The organism is Streptomyces sp. B6B3 (assembly GCF_039871525.1).
Classification (GTDB): domain Bacteria; phylum Actinomycetota; class Actinomycetes; order Streptomycetales; family Streptomycetaceae; genus Streptomyces.
This window is the reverse complement of sequence record NZ_JBDPLU010000010.1, coordinates 76,764-94,579: the sequence shown is the minus strand read 5'-3', so window position 1 is coordinate 94,579 and position 17,816 is coordinate 76,764. Positions and strand designations below refer to the sequence as shown.

General features: G+C 71.6%; 17 protein-coding genes and 2 pseudogenes. 8 read left to right on the top strand and 11 right to left on the bottom strand.

Annotation, left to right across the window (positions count from 1 at the left end):
• Window positions 1-11: 11 nt before the first annotated feature.
• From ABGB06_RS21385 to ABGB06_RS21360, 6 genes are all read right to left on the bottom strand, one after another.
• On the bottom strand, window positions 12-989 hold the full coding sequence (locus tag ABGB06_RS21385) for a TIM barrel protein (RefSeq protein WP_347591765.1): 978 nt from the start codon (window positions 987-989) through the stop codon (window positions 12-14).
• Window positions 990-1,083: 94 nt separating this feature from the next.
• Complete coding sequence (locus ABGB06_RS21380) at window positions 1,084-2,610, bottom strand: FGGY family carbohydrate kinase (RefSeq protein ID WP_347591763.1); 1,527 nt, start codon at window positions 2,608-2,610, stop codon at window positions 1,084-1,086.
• Window positions 2,607-3,584, bottom strand: coding sequence for a transketolase C-terminal domain-containing protein (locus tag ABGB06_RS21375; RefSeq protein WP_347591761.1), 978 nt, complete (start codon window positions 3,582-3,584; stop codon window positions 2,607-2,609). Before ABGB06_RS21375 ends, ABGB06_RS21380 begins: the two co-directional genes overlap by 4 nt.
• The gene (locus ABGB06_RS21370; protein ID WP_347591759.1) at window positions 3,581-4,468 is read right to left on the bottom strand and encodes a transketolase; all 888 of its coding nucleotides are present in this window, start codon (window positions 4,466-4,468) and stop codon (window positions 3,581-3,583) included. Before ABGB06_RS21370 ends, ABGB06_RS21375 begins: the two co-directional genes overlap by 4 nt.
• Window positions 4,469-4,749: 281 nt before the next feature.
• Complete coding sequence (locus ABGB06_RS21365; RefSeq protein ID WP_347591757.1) at window positions 4,750-5,571, bottom strand: hypothetical protein; 822 nt, start codon at window positions 5,569-5,571, stop codon at window positions 4,750-4,752.
• A 282-nt stretch (window positions 5,572-5,853) separates the two neighbouring features.
• Window positions 5,854-6,492, bottom strand: coding sequence for a TetR/AcrR family transcriptional regulator (locus ABGB06_RS21360; protein WP_347591755.1), 639 nt, complete (start codon window positions 6,490-6,492; stop codon window positions 5,854-5,856).
• Window positions 6,493-6,613: 121 nt separating this feature from the next.
• On the opposite strand from ABGB06_RS21360, the gene ABGB06_RS21355 reads away from it, so the two are divergent.
• The 3 genes and pseudogenes from ABGB06_RS21355 to ABGB06_RS21345 all read left to right on the top strand — a co-directional run bounded on the left by ABGB06_RS21355 (window position 6,614) and on the right by ABGB06_RS21345 (window position 8,488).
• A complete protein-coding gene (locus tag ABGB06_RS21355; RefSeq protein WP_347592059.1) occupies window positions 6,614-7,402 on the top strand; it encodes an SDR family oxidoreductase in 789 nt (262 codons plus the stop codon).
• Between the two features lie 85 nt (window positions 7,403-7,487).
• A pseudogene (locus ABGB06_RS21350) lies at window positions 7,488-7,789 on the top strand (IS5/IS1182 family transposase); the annotation flags it as partial.
• Window positions 7,787-8,488 (top strand): class I SAM-dependent methyltransferase, encoded by a 702-nt coding sequence (locus ABGB06_RS21345; RefSeq protein WP_347592057.1) that lies wholly within the window; start codon window positions 7,787-7,789, stop codon window positions 8,486-8,488. The pseudogene ABGB06_RS21350 and the gene ABGB06_RS21345, both read left to right, overlap by 3 nt.
• A 92-nt stretch (window positions 8,489-8,580) precedes the next feature.
• Here the strand turns inward: ABGB06_RS21345 and ABGB06_RS21340 are convergent.
• A pseudogene (locus tag ABGB06_RS21340) lies at window positions 8,581-8,667 on the bottom strand (IS5/IS1182 family transposase); the annotation flags it as partial.
• A 199-nt stretch (window positions 8,668-8,866) separates the two neighbouring features.
• Between ABGB06_RS21340 and ABGB06_RS21335 the strand changes: the two are divergent.
• Window positions 8,867-10,705, top strand: coding sequence for a serine/threonine-protein kinase (locus ABGB06_RS21335; protein WP_347591754.1), 1,839 nt, complete (start codon window positions 8,867-8,869; stop codon window positions 10,703-10,705).
• A gap of 97 nt (window positions 10,706-10,802) precedes the next feature.
• Here the strand turns inward: ABGB06_RS21335 and ABGB06_RS21330 are convergent, their stop codons facing one another.
• Window positions 10,803-11,195 (bottom strand): SgcJ/EcaC family oxidoreductase, encoded by a 393-nt coding sequence (locus tag ABGB06_RS21330; RefSeq protein ID WP_347591752.1) that lies wholly within the window; start codon window positions 11,193-11,195, stop codon window positions 10,803-10,805.
• Window positions 11,196-11,262: 67 nt separating this feature from the next.
• Here ABGB06_RS21330 and ABGB06_RS21325 point away from each other — a divergent pair, with 67 nt between their 5' ends.
• On the top strand, window positions 11,263-11,394 hold the full coding sequence (locus ABGB06_RS21325; protein WP_347591750.1) for a hypothetical protein: 132 nt from the start codon (window positions 11,263-11,265) through the stop codon (window positions 11,392-11,394).
• A 42-nt stretch (window positions 11,395-11,436) separates the two neighbouring features.
• Window positions 11,437-11,883: a nuclear transport factor 2 family protein gene (locus tag ABGB06_RS21320; protein WP_347591748.1), complete on the top strand. Its 447-nt coding sequence runs from the start codon at window positions 11,437-11,439 to the stop codon at window positions 11,881-11,883.
• A gap of 3 nt (window positions 11,884-11,886) precedes the next feature.
• Here the strand turns inward: ABGB06_RS21320 and ABGB06_RS21315 are convergent, their stop codons facing one another.
• Together ABGB06_RS21315 and ABGB06_RS21310 are read right to left on the bottom strand one after the other, a co-directional pair.
• A complete protein-coding gene (locus ABGB06_RS21315) occupies window positions 11,887-12,036 on the bottom strand; it encodes a hypothetical protein (protein ID WP_347591746.1) in 150 nt (49 codons plus the stop codon).
• 158 nt (window positions 12,037-12,194) lie between these two features.
• Window positions 12,195-13,097: a hypothetical protein gene (locus tag ABGB06_RS21310; protein WP_347591744.1), complete on the bottom strand. Its 903-nt coding sequence runs from the start codon at window positions 13,095-13,097 to the stop codon at window positions 12,195-12,197.
• Between the two features lie 397 nt (window positions 13,098-13,494).
• On the opposite strand from ABGB06_RS21310, the gene ABGB06_RS21305 reads away from it, so the two are divergent.
• Both ABGB06_RS21305 and ABGB06_RS21300 read left to right on the top strand, forming a co-directional pair.
• Window positions 13,495-14,295, top strand: a complete 801-nt coding sequence (locus ABGB06_RS21305; RefSeq protein WP_347591742.1) for a thymidylate synthase — start codon at window positions 13,495-13,497, stop codon at window positions 14,293-14,295.
• Window positions 14,292-14,822, top strand: a complete 531-nt coding sequence (locus ABGB06_RS21300) for a dihydrofolate reductase (RefSeq protein WP_347591740.1) — start codon at window positions 14,292-14,294, stop codon at window positions 14,820-14,822. The genes ABGB06_RS21305 and ABGB06_RS21300 overlap by 4 nt, the downstream gene beginning before the upstream one ends.
• Here the strand turns inward: ABGB06_RS21300 and ABGB06_RS21295 are convergent.
• The gene (locus ABGB06_RS21295; protein WP_347591738.1) at window positions 14,812-17,787 is read right to left on the bottom strand and encodes a glycoside hydrolase family 2 TIM barrel-domain containing protein; all 2,976 of its coding nucleotides are present in this window, start codon (window positions 17,785-17,787) and stop codon (window positions 14,812-14,814) included. The genes ABGB06_RS21300 and ABGB06_RS21295 overlap by 11 nt on opposite strands.
• Window positions 17,788-17,816 lie beyond the last annotated feature (29 nt).

The following is a 17,816-nucleotide window of genomic DNA, read 5'->3' as shown; positions in this document are numbered from 1 at the left end:
GCGGGGATCAGTCATGCGGACATCGCCGCCCACAGCACGCGCTGGGCGGCCACCGCGTCCTGCCGCTCCTGGGCGTCGCGCAGCGCCGCCAGGTCGATGCGGTCGCACACCGCGTCCAGCCGCCTGATGGTCTCGATGCTGTGCGACAGGGCCGCGACCGGGTCCTCGCGGAACGGGAACTGGTCGAGCAGCACGGGCCGGTCCCAGCCGATCCGGCGCAGCGCGAGGAGGAACTCCACGGTCTCGAAGAGGTGCACGGAGGCGACCGGCAGGTCGTCGTCCCAGTCGCGCCAGTTGTCGTTGAGCTCGGCGGACTCCAGGCGGCCGTGCCGGTGGGCGAGTTGCAACGCCTCGGCGGGGGCCTCGCCGGCCATCAGCGAGTGGCCGAAGTCCAGCACGATGCCGATGTTGTCGACGCCGGCGGCCTGGATGGCCAGCAGGGTGCTGGCCGCGTTGCTGAGCGGGGTGATCCGGACCCGTGGCTCCTTCGGCTTGTACTCGATGGCGAACCGGGTCTGCGGGTGCTCGCTGGCCAGCTCGTGTAGGGCCTCGACGGTCAGGTCCCACAGCCGCGCGTAGTCGGCCTGCCCCGGCATGTCGTAGCCGTCCTGGCCGGGCCAGAACTTCACGTATCCGGCGTCGAGTTCGGCGGCGACCTCGACGGCGGCGCGGACCCGGTCCTTGGCGGCGCGACGCACCGCCGGATCGGGGTTGGTGAAGGCGCCGCGGACGAACTCGCGGGTGTAGATGTGCGGGGTCACGGCGCGGGCCCGCAGGCCGAGCCCGTCGAGCATGCCGGCCACCGCCTTGGGCGCCAGGTCCGGCTCGTTGAAGGGGTGGTTGATGTCGAGGTAGGTGAGGCCGTCCACCTGGGCGGCCAGTTCCAGCATCTGCGCGGTCGACCGTTCGGGCCCGTAGCCGTCGGTGGCGTACCGGTCGACGATCCGGCCGAACGCCCAGATTCCCGCTCCGAAGACGAGGTTCGCCATGGTGCCTCCTGGCTGTGTGGCTGTGTGGCTGGGTTGCTGGCTTCTTTGGGGTGGTGGGTGCTGGTGGTGGGTGCTGGTGGTGGGTGCTGGGTGGTCAGGGGTGCGCGGTGAGCCGGGAGCGGCGCACGGCGTCGTGCCAGCGGGCGAGGCGCTCGTCGCGCCAGGCGTCGTCCCGCCCGGGCTCGACCAGCGTGGTGTCCCGCTCCGCCTGGCGGCGCAGGTCCGCCTCCGTCCACAGGCCGAGCGCCATCCCGGCGAGCCGGGCGGCGCCGAGCGCGGAGTTCTCCGGGCGGGCGCTGACCCGCACCGGGCAGCCGCAGAGATCGGCCTGCAGCCGCATCAGCGCGGCGTTCGCGCTCGCCCCGCCGTCCGCGTGCAGGGCCCGCGGCGGGCCGAGGGCGCGGCGGAACAGCCGCAGCGTGTCGGCGACCTGGAGGGCCACCGAGTCGAGCGCGGCGCGGGCCAGCCCGGCGCGGGTGGTGGCCTGGGTGAAGCCGGTGAACACGGCCTGCGCCGTGCGGTCCCAGTAGGGCGCGCCCAGTCCCTCGAAGGCGGGCACCAGGACCGGCGACGGCTCCCGCGCCGCCTCCGCGCCCGCCTCCTCGGCCAGCGCGGCGAGCCCGCGTTCGTCAGTGCCCAGCAGCCGGGCGGCCCAGCTCACGGTGGTGCCGCTGGCGGCGATGTTGGCCTCCAGCGCGAGGGCGGGCCCGGCGTCCGGCAGCTGCCACGCCACCGTGCGGGCCAGGCCCTCCGGCACCGCCGCGGGTCCGCGTTCGGGCGACCGGTCGGGGGCCTCCGGGACCAGGGCCATCAGCGAGGAGCCGCTGCCGTAGGTCGCCTTGACCACGCCGGGGCGGCCGGCGCCATGCGCGAAGAGGGCCGCGTGCGAGTCGGCGAGCACCGCGGCGAGCGGCGTGCCGGGCGGTACCCCCGGCAGTCCGTCGGCGCTGCCGAAGGGCCCGGTGGAGGCGACGGGTTCGGCCAGCGCGGCGCGGTCCACGCCGAACAGCTCCAGCAGGAACGGGCTGTACCCGCCGGTGTCCAGGTCGAGCAGCTGGGTGCGGGAGGCGTTGCCGATCTCGGTGACATCGCGGCCGGTGATGCGGCGCAGCAACCAGGCGTCCACGGTGCCCACCCGGATCCGTCCGGCGCGGCTGGCGCGACGGTCCGGGTCCACCTGGTCCAGCAGCGCGGCGGCCTTGGTGGCGGAGAACATCGGATCCACGGGCAGTCCGGTCCGTGCGGTGACCTCCGCCGCCTCGTCCGACGCGGCGAGCCGGGCGCAGCGCTCCGCGCCCCGCCGGTCCTGCCAGCTCAGCAGCGGGCCCAGCGGCTCGCCGGTGTCCGCCCGCCAGGCCAGCACCGACTCGCGCTGGGTGCTGAGCGCCACGCCGGCGAGCTCGGCCCCCGGATGCTCGGCGAGCGTCGCCAGTGCCGCGCCCGCGGCGCCCACCACACTGGCCCACAGCCGCTCCGGGTCCTGTTCCACCCGCCCCGGCCCCGGATACGCCACGGCCAGCGGGTGGCTGGCCGTCGCTCGCACGGCGCCGTCCGCGTCCACCAGCAGGGCCTTCGTGCTGGACGTTCCCTGGTCGAGGGCGAGCAGCACGGGGGACCTCACGGCGCCCGCCCGAGCAGGTCGAGCGCGGCACGTTCGACGTCCGCCGCGGTCAGCCGGAAATGCTCGAAGAGGAACTCGGCGCTGCCGGTGGGGGCGAACACCCCCGGCACGCCGAGGATCCGCATGGGCACCGGACGGTGGGTGACCACCGTCTCCGCGATCGCGCCGCCGAGCCCGCCGCGCACGGTGTGCTCCTCGACGCTGACGATGCCGGCGGTCCGCTCGGCGGCGTCCCGCACGGCCGCCTCGTCCAGCGGGCTGACCGTGGACATGTTCAGCACGTGGGCGGAGACGCCCCGGGCGGCGAGCCGCTCCGCCGCCTCGACCACCACGGCCACGGTGGTGCCGGTGCCGACCAGGGTCACGTCAAGCCCTTGGCGGAGCACCGCGGCCCGGCCCGCTTCGAACGGCACGTGCGGGCTGATGCTGGGCACCGGGGTGCGGCCGATCCGCAGGAAGACCGGCCCCTCGTGCGCGTACGCCCAGCGCACCGCCTCGGCGGTCTCCGCGGGGTCCGCGGGGACCACCACGGTCAGGTCGGCCAGGGCGCGCAGCCACGCCAGGTCCTCGATGCTGTGGTGGGTGGGGCCCAGCTGCCCGTAGGCGAACCCCGGGCTCATGCCGCACAGCTTCACGTTGGCCCGGGAGTAGGCCACGTCGGCCTTGATCTGCTCCAGCGCCCGGCCGGTGAGGAACGGGGAGGCGGCGCAGACGAACGGGATCCGCCCGCCGCCGGCCAGTCCCGCGCCCACGCCGACCATGGCCTGTTCGGCGATGCCGACGTTGACCAGCCGCTCGGGGTGCAGCGCGGCGAACTCCTTGAGGTTGCTGGAGCCGACGGAGTCGTTGCACACGGCCACCACCCGGGGGTCGGCGGCGGCCAGCTCCAGCAGCGTGGCGGCGAACGCCTTCCGGCAGTCGTGCAGCGTGGTCGCGACCGCGTCCGCGGGCGGCGAGGCGGGAACGGTGGTCATCGTCGCAGCTCCTCCATGGCGCGTCCAGCCTCCTCGGCGGTGGGCACCCGGTGGTGCCATTCGACGCGGTCGGTCATGAAGGACACGCCGTTGCCCTTCCGCGTGGTGGCGATCAGGCACCGGGGCCGGCCCGGCGTCGGCGCCGTGGACAGCTCCCGGAACAGCGCCTCGTGGTCGTGTCCGTCGACGCCGCTCACCGCGAAGCCGAACGCGCGCCACTTGTCGGCCAGCGGCTCCAGCGCCGAGGTGTCCTCGGTGCGGGCGCCCTGTTGCAGCCCGTTCCGGTCCACCACGACCGTCAGGTTGTCCAGCCGGTGCTGGGCCGCGGCCAGCGCCGCCTCCCAGTTGCTGCCCTCCTGCAGCTCGCCGTCGCCGGTGAGCACGAAGGTGCGGCGCGGGCTGCGGTCCAGCTTCGCCGCGATGGCCGAGCCCACGGCCACCGGCAGGCCGTGGCCCAGCGGTCCCGTGTTGGTCTCCACGCCGGGCACCTTGCGGCAGTCCGGATGTCCGTTGAGCGGGGACAGCGGCGCCATGTAGGTGTCCAGGTCGGCGTCGGCGAAGAACCCCGCGTACGCCAGCGTGGCGTACAGCGCGCCCGAACTGTGGCCCTTGCTCTGGATGAAACGGTCCCGCTCCGGCCACCGAGGGCGCTCGGGGTCGTAGTCGAGGACCAGCAGGTACAGGACGGTGAGGATGTCGGCGGCGGAGAAGTCGCCGCCCACGTGGCCCAGCCGGGCGCGCAGGATCATCTCCAGGTTCCGGCGACGGATCCCGGCGGCGATGTCGGCGAGCCCGGCCCCGCGCTCCGCCTCCGACGCCTCGGTCAACGAGCGCCGCAGCTCACGCAGTCGGCGCGCACTGCCGGGCACGGGCGTCAGCACCATGCCGGCGCCACCTCCGCACCCGCGCGTCCCGTCGAGGACCGTCTCAACCCCGGTCTTCCCACTGCCATCTGAGGGCGCATTGAATATCCATTCGCACGTGAATGTTGATTCAACATACATCTTACCTTCCACCCCAGGCGCGTCAAGAAGGTCGACCGGACAACCCGGCCACGTGCGCGAGGACTTCGGAGGCACCCGACGGGCCTCATGCGAGAAGTGCCCGACCCCCTGAGGGGTCGGGCACTTCTCAGGCGCTGAAAATCTGCCGCGGACGGCGGACGTCAGCCCTCGATGTCGCCAGTGCGGAAGTCGGCGACGTTCAGGACCAGGTTGGCCGGCGGCTCTTCGATCTCGACCGGCTCGTTGAACTGGCTCAGCTCGATCTCGGTCTCCGTGCCGTTCTCCTGGGTGCGGATCAGCACCGGGTAGGGCTCGCCCTCGGTGGCCACGAGCATCGTCACCTCGTTGCCCTCCTCGTCGGGACCGGAGAGGGTGACGACCGGGATGCCGTTGTGCTCGGTCTCGGGGCCGACCTCGTCCGGGCCGCTGGAGCCGTCGTCGGACTCGATGTCCGACTGCAGCCCCGCCAGCGAGCACATCCCGGCCACCCCCGACATCTCCTCGTCGCTGGTGTGCCCGTACAGATGGCGGCCGTCGAGCAGGCTGATCATGCCCGCGTCCGCCCCGAGCTGCGACTGCCAGAACTGGGTGTCCGGCTTCATCCAGACCTCGTCGTCCTCGCGCACGAGGAGGTCGACCGAGCCCGCACCCGACTGGGTCATGGAGCCCGCACAGGAGCCCTGCTGGTCCATGTGGAGATCGAGACCCACACCACCAGCCGCGGGCTCCCCCACCGTCGCTATCCGCAGCGACGTGGCGGACTGCAGCGCCTGCTGGGCACGATCCGCGATCTCCTCCGCGGGGAGGCTTGCCAGAGGCTCGTCGGAGGACTCCCCGCCCCCGCCGTCCGTGCTCTCCTGGCCGTCGCCCTCTCCCTGCGAGGAGGAGTCCCCGTCGCTCTCGTCGCTGCCGCAGGCGGTGAGCGCCAGCAGCCCAGCGGCCGCCACCGCGACCATCCGCAGCCGACGCGTCCTTGTTCTCACGATGTTTCCCCTCGGATTATCTCGTTCCCCCGGAGGCTGATCATCGCACGCGGCCCCGAGGCCCCCACGCCGGCATGGAAACCGTCACAAAACCGTGCAGAGCCCGTGGCGAGGGTCGGACACCCGGGCAATCGCCGACGCCCGCGCGGCGACGACGTCTCCGCTGGCGACCTGAGGGCTACGGGTCGACCAGGCGCAGCAACGTTGGTCGGGACGAGTTCGCCGGCGCCACCAAGGGCTGTCCCGCGGTCGGCCTCTGGCCTCGGTGGGGCACCCGGCGTCTCAGGCGCCGTGGGACCGCGGCGCGCCGTATCGGGCGAGCATGGTCAGCACCGCCTGGTCGACCGCGTTGGTGAGGGCGGAGTCGTCGGGCTCCCAGCGTGCGAGCAGCATCCGCGGCCAGAACACGTAGTTGGAGATCATCCCGAGGAACTGGGTCGCCGCCATCTCCGCATCGTCGAGCCGGGCTGTACCAGCGGCGTTCTCCGCCGCCAGGTAGCGGCGGACCGATTCGAAGTAGGGCATCTTGCCGAGCTTGAACTGGGTCTCGCCGAGCTCCGGGAAGCGCGGTACCTCAGCGATGACGATGCGGAAGAGGGCTGCCATGCCGGGCTGGGTGAGAAGCGCCACGTATCGGCGTCCGATGGCCTCAAGCCCCGCACGGAGGTCCCCCGGCTCAGGGAGAGGCGCCTCCTCCTCGTCGACCTTCCAGTATTCGGTGACGATCGCCTCGAACAGGGCCGCCTTGGTGGTGAACCGCTTGAACAGAGTCGCCCTCGACACTCCGGCCGCCTCGGCGATGCGGGCCAGCGAGGTGCCGTCGTAGCCGGAGTCGAGGAACAGCTTGGTGGCCGCCTCGATGATGGACGTCCGCTTCTGCGCTGCCACGCGCCGGTGATACTCCGAAGGCTGTGCCGTCATGCCCTCCAGTATGCCTCTCGCTGCGAGGTGAGTCACTTGACTCACCCATCGCCCCGGTCTTACCTTGAGAGAGGAGGTGAGTCACTTGGCTCACCACAATGCGAGCCTGGAAGGACGCACCATGGGACGCTTCGAGGGCCAGACCGTCATCGTCACAGGCGGCAGCGGGGGCATGGGCAGCAGTCATGTGAAGGGCTACCACGCCGAGGGAGCGAACGTCGTCATTGCCGGCCGCGACGACGACGCCGGCCGCGATCTCGCTGCTCAGCTCGATCATCGGGCTCTGTCCGTTCACCTGGATGTCGCCAGCGAGGACGACTGGGCGGCATTGGTGCGAGAAGTCGAAGGCCACTTCGGGCCGATCACCATCCTGGTGAACAACGCGGGCGTCCAGAACCCGGCGGCCCCCATCGAGCACACCGAACTCCGCACCTGGGAGCACACCTTCAGCGTCAACGTCACCGGCCAGTTCCTCGGCATCAGGGCCGTGGCTCCGTCGATGCGCAGGGGCGGTGGCGGAACCATCGTCAACATCGCCTCGACCATGGCCCACGTCGGCACGGCCTTCTACGCCCCCTACACCGCCAGCAAGTGGGCCGTGCGCGGGCTGACCAAGACGGCCGCGCTGGAGCTGGGGCGGGACAACATCCGGGTCAACTCCCTCCACCCCGGCGTCGTCTCCACACCGCTGATCAACGAACCCGGCGTCGCAGGCCAGCCGGCCATCGCCGACTTCTACGCGCCCGATCCCTTCGCCATCCCCCGCCTCGCCGAACCCTCCGAGGTCACCCGCCTGTTGCTCTTCATCACCTCCCAGGACGCATCTTTCGCCACGGGCTCGGAATTCGTCCTGGACGGGGGCCTGCTCCTCGGCCCCGCACTCCAACCCGAAGCCGACATCGCGGCTTGAGCCGGCATCGCAGCACGGCGTGTGCGGTCGCGGGCGCCCATCTTGTTCAGGGCGAAGCGGTCTTGCCTTGCGATGATGCCGCGCTGTGGCAGTCGTGAGCACGGCGTCCGAGCCGTCCTGGACAGCTCCCTTCACTGGGCTGACCCCGCGCTGCTTCGGCAGGTTGAGGCCGCGTTGCGAGGGAGACGGCACCGTGGTGCCCACTCGCGATCATTCGATCCCCGAACGGTCCAAGAGCTACCGCTACTCGACTGGCCATCAGGTCGCGATCGACGCCGTCACCCGCTTGGCGCCGTGGTCGGCCGACCGCTGCCCGGCAGTCGCCATGACTCCCGCGGCTGGGAGGAATCCGGTGCCAGGACCGCCGTGGACGCCAGCAGGACGATGGTGAAAGGCTCCGCCATGGCCTCCTCGCAGATCCAGGGCGACCGCTATGACGGCGCTGCTGAGTGGTACGACGAGCGGAACGCCGCCCCGGCCGATGCCAACCGGGACACCCTCAAGGACCTCCTGGGCCCCGGTGGTGGCTTGTGCCTGGACCTTGGCTGCGGAACAGGACAGAACCTTCCCGCCCTGCGAGGTCGTGGGCGCAGGGTCATCGGCCTCGACTTCTCCGTCGACCAGCTGGGCCTGGCCCGGCAGCGGACCGTGGGTGGGGAGGCTCTCGTCCAGGCCGACGCCGCTGTGCTGCCGTTCGCCGACGCCGTGTTCGACAGTGTGGTTGCGGTGTGGCTGTCGACTGACGTCGATGACTTCGCCGCCGTACTCGGCGAGGCCAGCCGAGTGCTGCGTCCGGGCGGGGTGCTGGTCCATCTCGGAGCGCATCCGTGTTTCTGTGGGCCGCACACGGAGGGCCGTGCTGACGGCGGCCGCATCATCCATCCGACCTACCGCGGTGCCGGATGGCATCCTCCCGCCCCATGGTGGCGGGAAGGGGGCATCCGGCACCGGATCGGGATGCGGCACCTACCGCTCGCCGAACTGTTCAATGCGTTCATCGGCGCGCGGCTGACGATCACCCGGGTCGTGGAGCCCTCCGAGGAGCCGATTCCCTGGACGCTGGCCCTGCGTGCCGAGAAGCGGTGAGGGCCACCGTCGGGGAAGCGCCGTGCCCAGGCCGGAGCCGTGTTCGGTGTTGCGGCGCGCGAACAGCGGCCGGATGCCGAGTTGGCGTACCAGCCGCCGGTGAGCGGCACGGCGAGCGGGATCCGCGTCCCTTCTGTGATCAGGTGGTGCTCGCTGCCCGCCCTGCCCCGGTCCACGGGACGACGTCTGAGAGGGCGGGTGTGGGCATCGACGTCGAGATCGTCGAGCGCAACCCGCCAACGTCCTAGTCTTTGGGGGTGACGGGTGGTTTCCGCCAAGGGCGGAGCAAGGGCGCTGGGCGTTTCGTGCGGTGCGGGTCTCTTGCCCGACTGCGTGAGGGAGTCGTTCGTGATGGTGGGCTGATGGGGGGTCAGTGACATGGAGTTGGCCGGGGCGGTGCTCGCCGACCGGTACCAGTTGCTGGAGGTGACCGGCCGCGGGGGCATGGGAGAAGTCTGGCGAGGCCGGGACCGGTCGATGTTGCGTCGTGACGTCGCGGTCAAAGTACTGCCGGTCATGTCGGACACGGTCTCCGCGCAGCGATTCGAGCGGGAAGCGGCCGTGTTGGCGAAGCTCCAGCATCCCGGGATCACCGTCGTGCACGATGCCGGCCGCCACCAGGGATACGTCTTCATCGTGATGGAGCTTCTCCACGGCCAGGACCTGGCCCGGCTGCTGGCCGCCCACCCCGGCGGGCTCCCCGTGAAGCGGGTGCTGGACCTCTCCGGCCAGATCGCCGGCGCCCTTGCCACGGCCCACGCCGCCGGTGTCGTCCACCGTGACCTGAAGCCGGCCAACGTCTTCGTCCAAGCAGGCGACCGCCTCAAGATCTGCGACTTCGGCATCGCCCGAAGCGCCGACGCCTCGGATGCTCTGACCACCAGCGGTGCCGTGATAGGCACCCCGGGGTACATGTCACCCGAGCAGTGCCAGGGACAGCCCACGGAGGCGCCCACCGACCTGTACGCCCTGGGGATCGTCATCCACGAACTCCTCACCGGCAACACCCCGTTCGCGGTCAACCAGCCGCTCTACACCCTGATGCGTCAGCACGTCGAGCAGCCCCCTCCGCACCTGGACACCCTGCGGCCCGACCTCCCCGCCGCGCTCGCGGACGTGGTGACGTCCCTGCTGGCCAAGAATCCCCACGACCGGCCCGACGCCCTCGACCTGCTCCACCGCCTGGCTGCCCTTGGCGGCGACACCCCCACGGAGCCCAGCCGCCGTCAACAGACCACCCTTGCCCAGCGCCCCTCAACCACCAGCCACCGCCCCACCGAACCGGGGCACACCACGGACAGAACCCCCACCATCCCGGACACCACCTACACCCTGCGGTACACCTGTACGGTCAAAGGTGCCCTCAGATGGGGGGTCTTCAGCCCGGACAGCCGGACACTGGCCGTCGGCTGCAAGAACGGTGTTCAACTCTGGGACACCTCCACCGGCAACCAACTCCCCCAACCCCCCGAATTCCGCAAGGCGGACTCGCTGCACTACAGCACCGACGGCCGCGTCGTGGCCCTCGGCGACCGCAAGGTCATCCGCATCCTCGACGCTCATACCGGTCAGCAACTCCGCGAACTGCCCCTCCAACGCCGTGCACTCTTCAGGCTACTGACTGGCTACGCCCTGAGCTCCGACGCCCGCCTGCTGGCCGTCGCCGACGACAAGGGCATACAACTCCGGGATGTCCGGACCGGTGTGGAGAAGCACCACCTCCCACTTGAGAACGAAATCCAGCGTTCGGTCCTCCTGAGCCCCAACGGCCGGAAAGTCGCCAGCGCCGGCTGGGTGGACCGAAGGGCGACCTTGAAGGTATGGGATTGCCGTACCGGTGCAGAACTCTGCTCGGTGGTCGGAGACGCCGCGATACCGTCCGCGTTCAGCCCAGACGGCAAAGCCCTGGCCGTGACCTACGCGAACACCGCACCCGTCCGCCTGATTGACCCGCGCACCGGCGACGCCCTCCTGCAACTGTCCAAACACCCGGGAAAACGCGCCTACGTAGATGTCGCCTTCGCGCCCCATGGCGACATCCTGGCCACCGGCGCCAACGGAACGGTCCACATCTGGGACGCCCACAGCGGCGAACAACGCCACGTCCTCGCCGGGCACACCGCACGCGTCAGGTTCGTCATCTTCGCCCCGGACGGCCACACCCTCGCCAGCGGCGACGACAAGGGCACCATCCACGTGTGGAACACCGCGGCCTGACCCGACTCACCACCACCAACGCCGCCCAGGGCCCGTCCGGGCGATCAGGCGCGGAGCCAGTCCGCACGCGGTGGAGAATCCCGTCGATCACCTGGTTCTATTCGACCCGGACTTCGGTGTTCTGGCATGCGTGCAGCAGCCACCTCCCGTCATCCTGCTTGGTCATGACGTAGAGCGGAGCGCCTTCCGTGTCACCCTCTGGCGAGTGGTAGACCTGCCGAACCTTGACGGCCGCCACGTCGGGCCGCAGGAACTGCGTGTGCACTGCCTCGTAGGTGACCTCACCGTCCCAGCTGGCTGCGGGCAGCACGGCGCGGGTGAACTCGGCGATCGCGTCGAAGCCGATCAGGACCTTGCCGTGGCCGGTCGTCCAGAGGGCGTCGGGGTGGAAGAGTGCGAGGAACCCCTCGACGTCTCTGGCGCGCTGAGCGCGCTCGACGGTGGCGACGACCTGTTCGATGGCCTTGATATCTGCGGTTTCGGTATCCATGCAGACCACTCTGATACCTCAAGTCAACTTGAGGTCAAGTCCCAGCCGCGAGATCACCCGGAAGACCGTGACCGACACCGATGACCGGATCCCCGCCCAGGCCGGCTCGCCCGATCTGCCCCAGCATCCGGACTACCCGCGCATCCTCGCCGTTCGGGTGGGCCTCGCGATGAAGGCCGTGCCCCGCCGCGATGTCTGACAGCCGCCAGCGTGGTCCGTCCTCGTTGATGACACTGGCGGCATGACGATCACAACGGACTCGGTGCGTGTCCTCACCGGCATGTACGCGGCGGAGGCGGAGTATCTGGCGGCCGGAGGCCCGGGCGAGGCGTCGTTCGACCTGCTCGCCCCCTTCTTCGCGGTCGACGTCGTGCTCCATCAGGCCGACGGTCTGCCCTACGGCGGCACCTGGCGTGGCCACCCGGGCATGACGCGGTTCTTCTCCGCGATGAGTCAGGCATGGGCATCGTTCGACATGGTGGAGCAGGAGTTCCTCGCCACCGGCGAGACCGCGGTGGTGCTCACCCAGGTCCGCGCTCGCGCTCGCGCGACGGGCCGTGAACTGACCTTCCCGATCCTGCAGACGATCAGGGTCCGGGACGGCCAGATCGCCGAGGTCCGTCCCTTCTACTGGGACACCCGGGCGATAGCCGACGCCTGTGCGACGACGTCGCCGCCGGCGACCTGAGGGCTACGGCTCGACCAGGCGCAGCAACGTTGGTCGGGACGAGCTCGCCGGCTCCAGCCTGGTGTCGGCACCCCAGGTGTACCGACCGTCGGTGATGAACGGATCGGGGACCACGGACACCGCGGCGACGGGCTGGTCGTCCTTGACGAACACCAGCAGCTTTCCCGCGTCGAGGTAGCGCTCGGCGGAACCAGCGTCCGGGTCGCGGGAGGCGGTGCCCAGGGCGGGTGGGGCGGCAGTCGGGTGGAGGCGCGCCCCGGCGCCGTGGGGGCGGCGGCGGGGCGCGGTGTTGGGTTCGGCGGGTGGCTGGGTCAGAAGTTCTTGGTGGCCACCGTCCAGGGGGCCTGGGCGGCCAGGCCCGACGGGTCGAGGATGTAGTCCGTCGCCGTCTCGTTGCCGTTGAGCACCATGTCGAGGAACGAGACGACCGCCGTCATGCCGTCGACCATCTGGCTGCCGGTGATGAAGCCCCCGTGCCCGGCCTGCGGCTGCGAGGCCAGCACGGAGGGGACGGTGGTCAGGCCGTAGTTGGCCTGGGAGTTGGCGTAGGCGATGTCGGAGGGACCACCGTCCAGGAACATGGCCGGGGTGTGCAGCTTCTGCAGTTCGGAGCGGGGGTAGCCGAAGGAGCCGTCCTCGAAGAACCCGCTGTTCAGCGAGGCCACGGCGGACACCCGGTCGTCCTGGGCGGCGACGAGGGCCTCCAGTCCGCCGCAGGAGTGGCCCGCGGTGGCCACCTTCGTCAGGTCGAGTTGCCCGAACAGCGGCGAGGCGGAGCGTTCCTGCTCCTGCTCGGCCCAGGTGATCGCGTCCGTCAGCAGGGACGGGATGGGCGTGCCGCTCGGCACGCCGTTGGACGAGCCGTCGGCCGACCCGGTGTTCACCACGACGAATCCCTTCGACGCGATGAACGTCAACGCCTGGGTGACCTCGCTGTTGTTGGTGTGCGCGCACGCGCCGTTGCCGAAGGACAGCACGGGCAGGGGGTGGCCCACGGCCTGCGGGTCGGTGGGACGGAACACCGTGAAGCGGTTGTCGCCGTGCGCGCCCTCCCGGGTGACCGGGAAGTCGTTGTCCACCATGGGGGGATCCGCGGTGGGGACCGTGGCGGCGGACACCGACTGCGAACCGGTCATGATCGCGGCCGCCGCGGTCAGCAGCAGGGCGACGAGGGCCACGGCTGCCCGCCGGGCGAGGGGATCGATTCTGCGCATGTGGTCACTTCTCCTTGGACTCGGTCGGCTCCCGCCCGACGGGTGGTGACCATCACGACGCCGAGCCGGGGGGCCACGGCGAGCGCGAGGAAGCGGCTGTGTGGGGGGCGAGGTGCTGAGCGGAAACGGGCATGGGGGAACTGTGCGCCGGCTCGACCGGCGGGCCCGACCCACACGAACAGCACCGGGTGAGGGCAGGAGCTCACCGGACCGGAACGGCTGGTGCGCGTGCGAACTGCGGGGCGGTCGCAGGCCGCTCACGCCCGATGGCGTTCGCCATGACGAACGCCGACCGGGTTACCAGACGCGATGGTAGGCGACCGAGGCCGGAGCGGCCAGACCGCGACCGGGTGTCCCGGATCGGAGCCGCGCACCCCGGCCAGTAGAGTCGACGGCTGTGGCGGACACCCAGTACGAGGACCTGTTGCGGTTGGCACTCACGTCCGGGACGGCCAAGGCCGACCGGACGGGCACCGGTACCCGGAGCATCTTCGGGCACCAACTGCGCTACGACCTCTCGCGCGGGTTCCCGCTGGTCACCACCAAGCGGGTGCACCTCAAATCCATCGTGTACGAGCTGCTGTGGTTCCTGCGGGGCGACTCGAACGTCGGTTGGTTGCGGGAGCACGGCGTCACCATCTGGGACGAATGGGCCGACGCGAACGGGGATCTCGGCCCGGTCTACGGCGCGCAGTGGCGCTCCTGGCCCACTCCCCAGGGCGGGCACATCGACCAGATCAGCGAGGTCCTCGAAACGCTGCGCCGCGACCCGGACTCCCGCCGGATGGTCGTCTCGGCCTGGAACGTCGCCGAGTTGCCGACGATGGCGCTCGCGCCGTGTCACGTCCTCTTCCAGTTCCACGTCGCGGACGGCAGGCTCTCCTGCCAGTTGTACCAGCGCAGCGCGGACCTGTTTCTCGGCGTCCCGTTCAACATCGCGAGCTACGCCCTCCTCACGCACATGGTGGCGCAGCAGGTCGGCCTCGAACCGGGCGACTTCATCTGGACGGGCGGCGACTGCCACATCTACGACAACCACGTCGAGCAGGTGACCGAGCAGCTGTCGCGCACCCCGTTCGAGTTCCCCCGGTTGCGGCTGCGACGCGAGGCCGACTCGCTCTTCGACTTCGACTACGCCGACGTGGAGGTGCTCGACTACCGGCACCACCCGGCCATCAAGGCCCCGGTGGCGGTGTGAACGTCGGGCTGATCTGGGCGCAGACCCTCGACGGCGTGATCGGCGCGGACAACGCGATTCCGTGGCGGCTTCCCGAGGACATGGCGCATTTCCGGGCCATCACCCTCGGCCATCCGGTGGTGATGGGGCGCCGGACGTGGGACGCGCTGCCTCCGCGGTTCCGCCCGCTGCCCGGCAGGCGCAACGTCGTGGTGACGCGCGATCCACGCTGGGCGGCCGAAGGCGCGGAGCGTGCCGGGTCCATCGCCGAGGCCCTGGAGCTCGCGGCCAGCGCGACGGGCGCGACGGCCGCGGCCGAGCCGTTGGAACCGGCCGGCGCTGCCGCGGTGTGGGTGATCGGCGGCGGTGAGATCTACCGCGCCGCCCTGGAACACGCCACGACGCTCTGGGTGACGGAGGTCGACACGACGGTGCACGGCGACACCTACGCTCCCACGCCCGGCCCGACGTGGCGGGTCGCCGAGGACAGCGGCTGGCAGCGCTCGACGTCCGGGCTGCGCTACCGCATCCGCAGACTCACCCGGTGACGGTCGCCCCAGTAGGCGCGGGCGGCAGGGCGCTGAGGCGCAGGGTGAAGGTGGTCTCCTCGGGGAACAGCAGGTGTTCGGGGAGCGGGCCCGGGCCGCAGGAGGCGGAGCCGAGGCCGTTGTGGGCCAGGTCGAGGTTGACGTACAGGTGGTTCCGCGGCACCAGGTCCGTGGGGTGCCGGGCCGCCGTCAGGTCCGCCGAGGTCCAGCGGCGGGCGGTGAGGCCGAAGTGCGGCGCGCCCTCGATCCGCAGCCGTCCGGGCGGCCCGGCGAGTTCGGCCCACCGGACCTCGGCGCGGTGGCCGTTCTCCTGCGGGACGACGTAGGGGGTCTGGAGTTCGGCGACGGTGGCGGCGTACAGGCCCACCCGGGCGGCCTCGCGGCTGTCCGGGTACGCCTCGCCGGGGCCGAGGCCGAACCAGCGGACGGCGTCGAAGGCCGCCGGCAGGGCCAGCCGCACGCCGAGGCGCGGCAGCACCAGGTCGCCCCAGGAGCCCTCGGGGACGACGTGCACGACGAGCCGGAGCGCGGCGCCCTCGGCGGTCCAGGTGTAGCGGACGCGCAGGCCCCGTTCGAAGCCGGCCGCGGCCAGCCGGGTCTCCACCAGCAGCCTGTCCCCGCCCGGTTCGACGGCGACCGTGCGGTGTTCCATCCGGTCCAGGCCGGCGCGGAACCAGTCCTTGGCCACGGAGTTCGGGCCCATGCCGCGGTCGTTCTCGGTCGGCGCGCGCCAGACGTCGAGGCGGGGGCCGAGGAGTTCCAACGGGCCGAGGGCGCGCAGCACCCCGGTGTCGGGGTCGAACGACCCGTTTCCCAGCAGGATGTGCGCCCCCACGCGTCGCGGAACGAGATCGGGCGCCGACCCGGTCGGGGCCGGGACGGTCGGGGCCGACCCGGTCGGGGCCGGGACGGTCGGGGCCGGGACGGGGGGAGCCGGTGAGACGCGGAACTGGGCCCAGGCGACCTCGTGGCCGGCCGGGGCCCACGGCTCGTCGGCGGCGAGTGCGGCCCGCACCGTCAGCCACCCCTCCCCCGCGGTGGCGGGCAGCGCGGGCAGGTCCGCCTCGGCCGCCGCGCCGGCGGGCAGCCGTGGCGTCGGCAGCTCGCCGTCGGCGACCCGCACGCCGTCGTCCTCCAGGGTCCAGGTGAACCGCAGGTGGGAGAGGTCGCGGAAGGCGTGCTTGTTCCTGACGAGCAGCCGGTCCCCCGCCGCCTCGAGGGCCAGCGGCTGGAAGACCTTGCCGAGCTCGATCAGGCCGGGCGACGGCGTCCGGTTCGGGAAGACCAGGCCGTCGATGCAGAAGCTGCCGCCGTTGGGGTGGTCGCCGAAGTCGCCGCCGTAGCCGAAGTACTCGCGGCCGTCGTCGGTGTGACGGCGGAAGCCGTGGTCGATCCACTCCCAGACGAAGCCGCCCTGACAGCGCGGGTGCGCCTCGAAGGCCCGCTGGTAGGCGGCCAGCGAGCCCGGGCCGTTGCCCATCGCGTGCGCGTACTCGCAGAGCAGGAACGGCAGCGCGCGCCGCCGGGCCTCCAGCTCCGGGTCGTCCGCGGTCTCCGGCGGGGCGTCCTCCTCGCGCCGCCCGATCCGCTCGACCTCCGCGACGGGCGCGTACATCAGGCTGTAGAAGTCGGAGTGCCGGTAGCTGCGGTCGCGCTCGTAGTGCAGCGGCCGCTCGGGGTCGCGGGACCGGGTCCAGTCGGCGAGGACGCCGAAGTTGCGGCCGTGGTGGGACTCGTTGCCCAGCGACCAGACGACGACGCTCGGGTGGTTCTTGTCCCGCTCGACCATCCGGCGCATCCGGTCCAGCAGCATCGGCTCCCAGCACGGGTCGTCCGCCGGGTTACCGCGCCATTCGGCGTGGATGAAGCCGTGGGTCTCGATGTCGCACTCGTCGACGACCCACATCCCCAGCTCGTCGCAGAGGTCGAGGAAGGCGGGGTGCGGCGGGTAGTGGGCGGTGCGGACGGCGTTGACGTTGTGCCGCTTCATCAGCAGCAGGTCGGCGCGCATGGTGTCGAGGGACAGCGCGCGGCCGTGGTCGGGATCGTGCTCGTGCCGGTTGACGCCGCGCAGCAGCAGCGGCGTGCCGTTGACGGTGAGCAGTCCTTCGGTCATGGCGACGGTGCGGAAGCCGAGGCGCAGCGGGACGCGTTCGCCGGGGGCGGTGAGGTGGCCGCGGTACAGCCGGGGCGTCTCGGCGGTCCACGGATCCACGTCGGGTACGACGACCTCCCGCCCGGCCGGCAGTCCCTCGATGCCCAGTTCGGGAACGCTGACCACGGCCGGCGCCGAGGCGTCGGTGCGGGCGTCCACGCGGAGCGTGCCGCGTCCGGTGACGTGGTCGTAGCCGGCGTGCACGAAGACGTCGGCCACGCCGTCCGCCGGGCGCTCCAGCAGGGCCACCTCCCGGAAGATGCCGGGCAGCCACCACATGTCCTGGTCCTCCAGGTAGCTGCCGGCGGACCAGCGGTGTACCCGGACGGCCAGCACGTTGGTCCCTGGCCTGAGCGCCTCGCCGGCGTCGAACTCGGCGGGCAGCCGGCTGCCCGAGGAGGTGCCGAGGCTCCGCCCGTTGAGCCAGACCCGGAAGCAGGAGTCGACGCCGTCGAAGCGCAGCACGCTGCCGGCGGACCGCCAGCCGGCGGGCAGTTCGAAGGCGAGCCGGTGGTCGCCCGTCGGGTTGTCGTCCGGCACGTGCGGCGGGTCGATGGGGAACGGATAGGCGGTGTTGGTGTAGCGGGGCGTGCCGTGGCCGTGCAGCACCCAGTGCGACGGCACCGGGAGTTCGGAGAAGCCGGCGCCGGGCGCCTCCGGGCCCAGGAAGTCCAGCGGCGCGTCCGCGCGCTCGGACAGCCGGAACAGCCAGGTGCCGGACAGGCTCAGCCGCCCGGCGTCGGAGGCGAACGCCGCGCGGGGCGGGCACAGTCCGGTGCCGGGGACGAGGTCCTCGTAGTAGCGCGCCATCACATCTCCCCAGGAACAGCGGGACAAAC

Excerpts from the sequence above, each read along its gene's own strand:
- ABGB06_RS21335 (WP_347591754.1), top strand. The coding sequence starts at position 8,867 with ATGGAGTTGGCCGGGGCGGTGCTCGCCGACCGGTACCAGTTGCTGGAG.
- ABGB06_RS21385 (WP_347591765.1), bottom strand. The coding sequence starts at position 989 with ATGGCGAACCTCGTCTTCGGAGCGGGAATCTGGGCGTTCGGCCGGATC.
- ABGB06_RS21320 (WP_347591748.1), top strand. The coding sequence starts at position 11,437 with ATGACGATCACAACGGACTCGGTGCGTGTCCTCACCGGCATGTACGCG.
- ABGB06_RS21330 (WP_347591752.1), bottom strand. The coding sequence starts at position 11,195 with ATGGATACCGAAACCGCAGATATCAAGGCCATCGAACAGGTCGTCGCC.
- ABGB06_RS21310 (WP_347591744.1), bottom strand. The coding sequence starts at position 13,097 with ATGCGCAGAATCGATCCCCTCGCCCGGCGGGCAGCCGTGGCCCTCGTC.
- ABGB06_RS21375 (WP_347591761.1), bottom strand. The coding sequence starts at position 3,584 with ATGACCACCGTTCCCGCCTCGCCGCCCGCGGACGCGGTCGCGACCACG.
- ABGB06_RS21295 (WP_347591738.1), bottom strand. The coding sequence starts at position 17,787 with ATGGCGCGCTACTACGAGGACCTCGTCCCCGGCACCGGACTGTGCCCG.
- ABGB06_RS21355 (WP_347592059.1), top strand. The coding sequence starts at position 6,614 with ATGGGACGCTTCGAGGGCCAGACCGTCATCGTCACAGGCGGCAGCGGG.
- ABGB06_RS21370 (WP_347591759.1), bottom strand. The coding sequence starts at position 4,468 with ATGGTGCTGACGCCCGTGCCCGGCAGTGCGCGCCGACTGCGTGAGCTG.
- ABGB06_RS21345 (WP_347592057.1), top strand. The coding sequence starts at position 7,787 with ATGGTGAAAGGCTCCGCCATGGCCTCCTCGCAGATCCAGGGCGACCGC.
- ABGB06_RS21360 (WP_347591755.1), bottom strand. The coding sequence starts at position 6,492 with ATGACGGCACAGCCTTCGGAGTATCACCGGCGCGTGGCAGCGCAGAAG.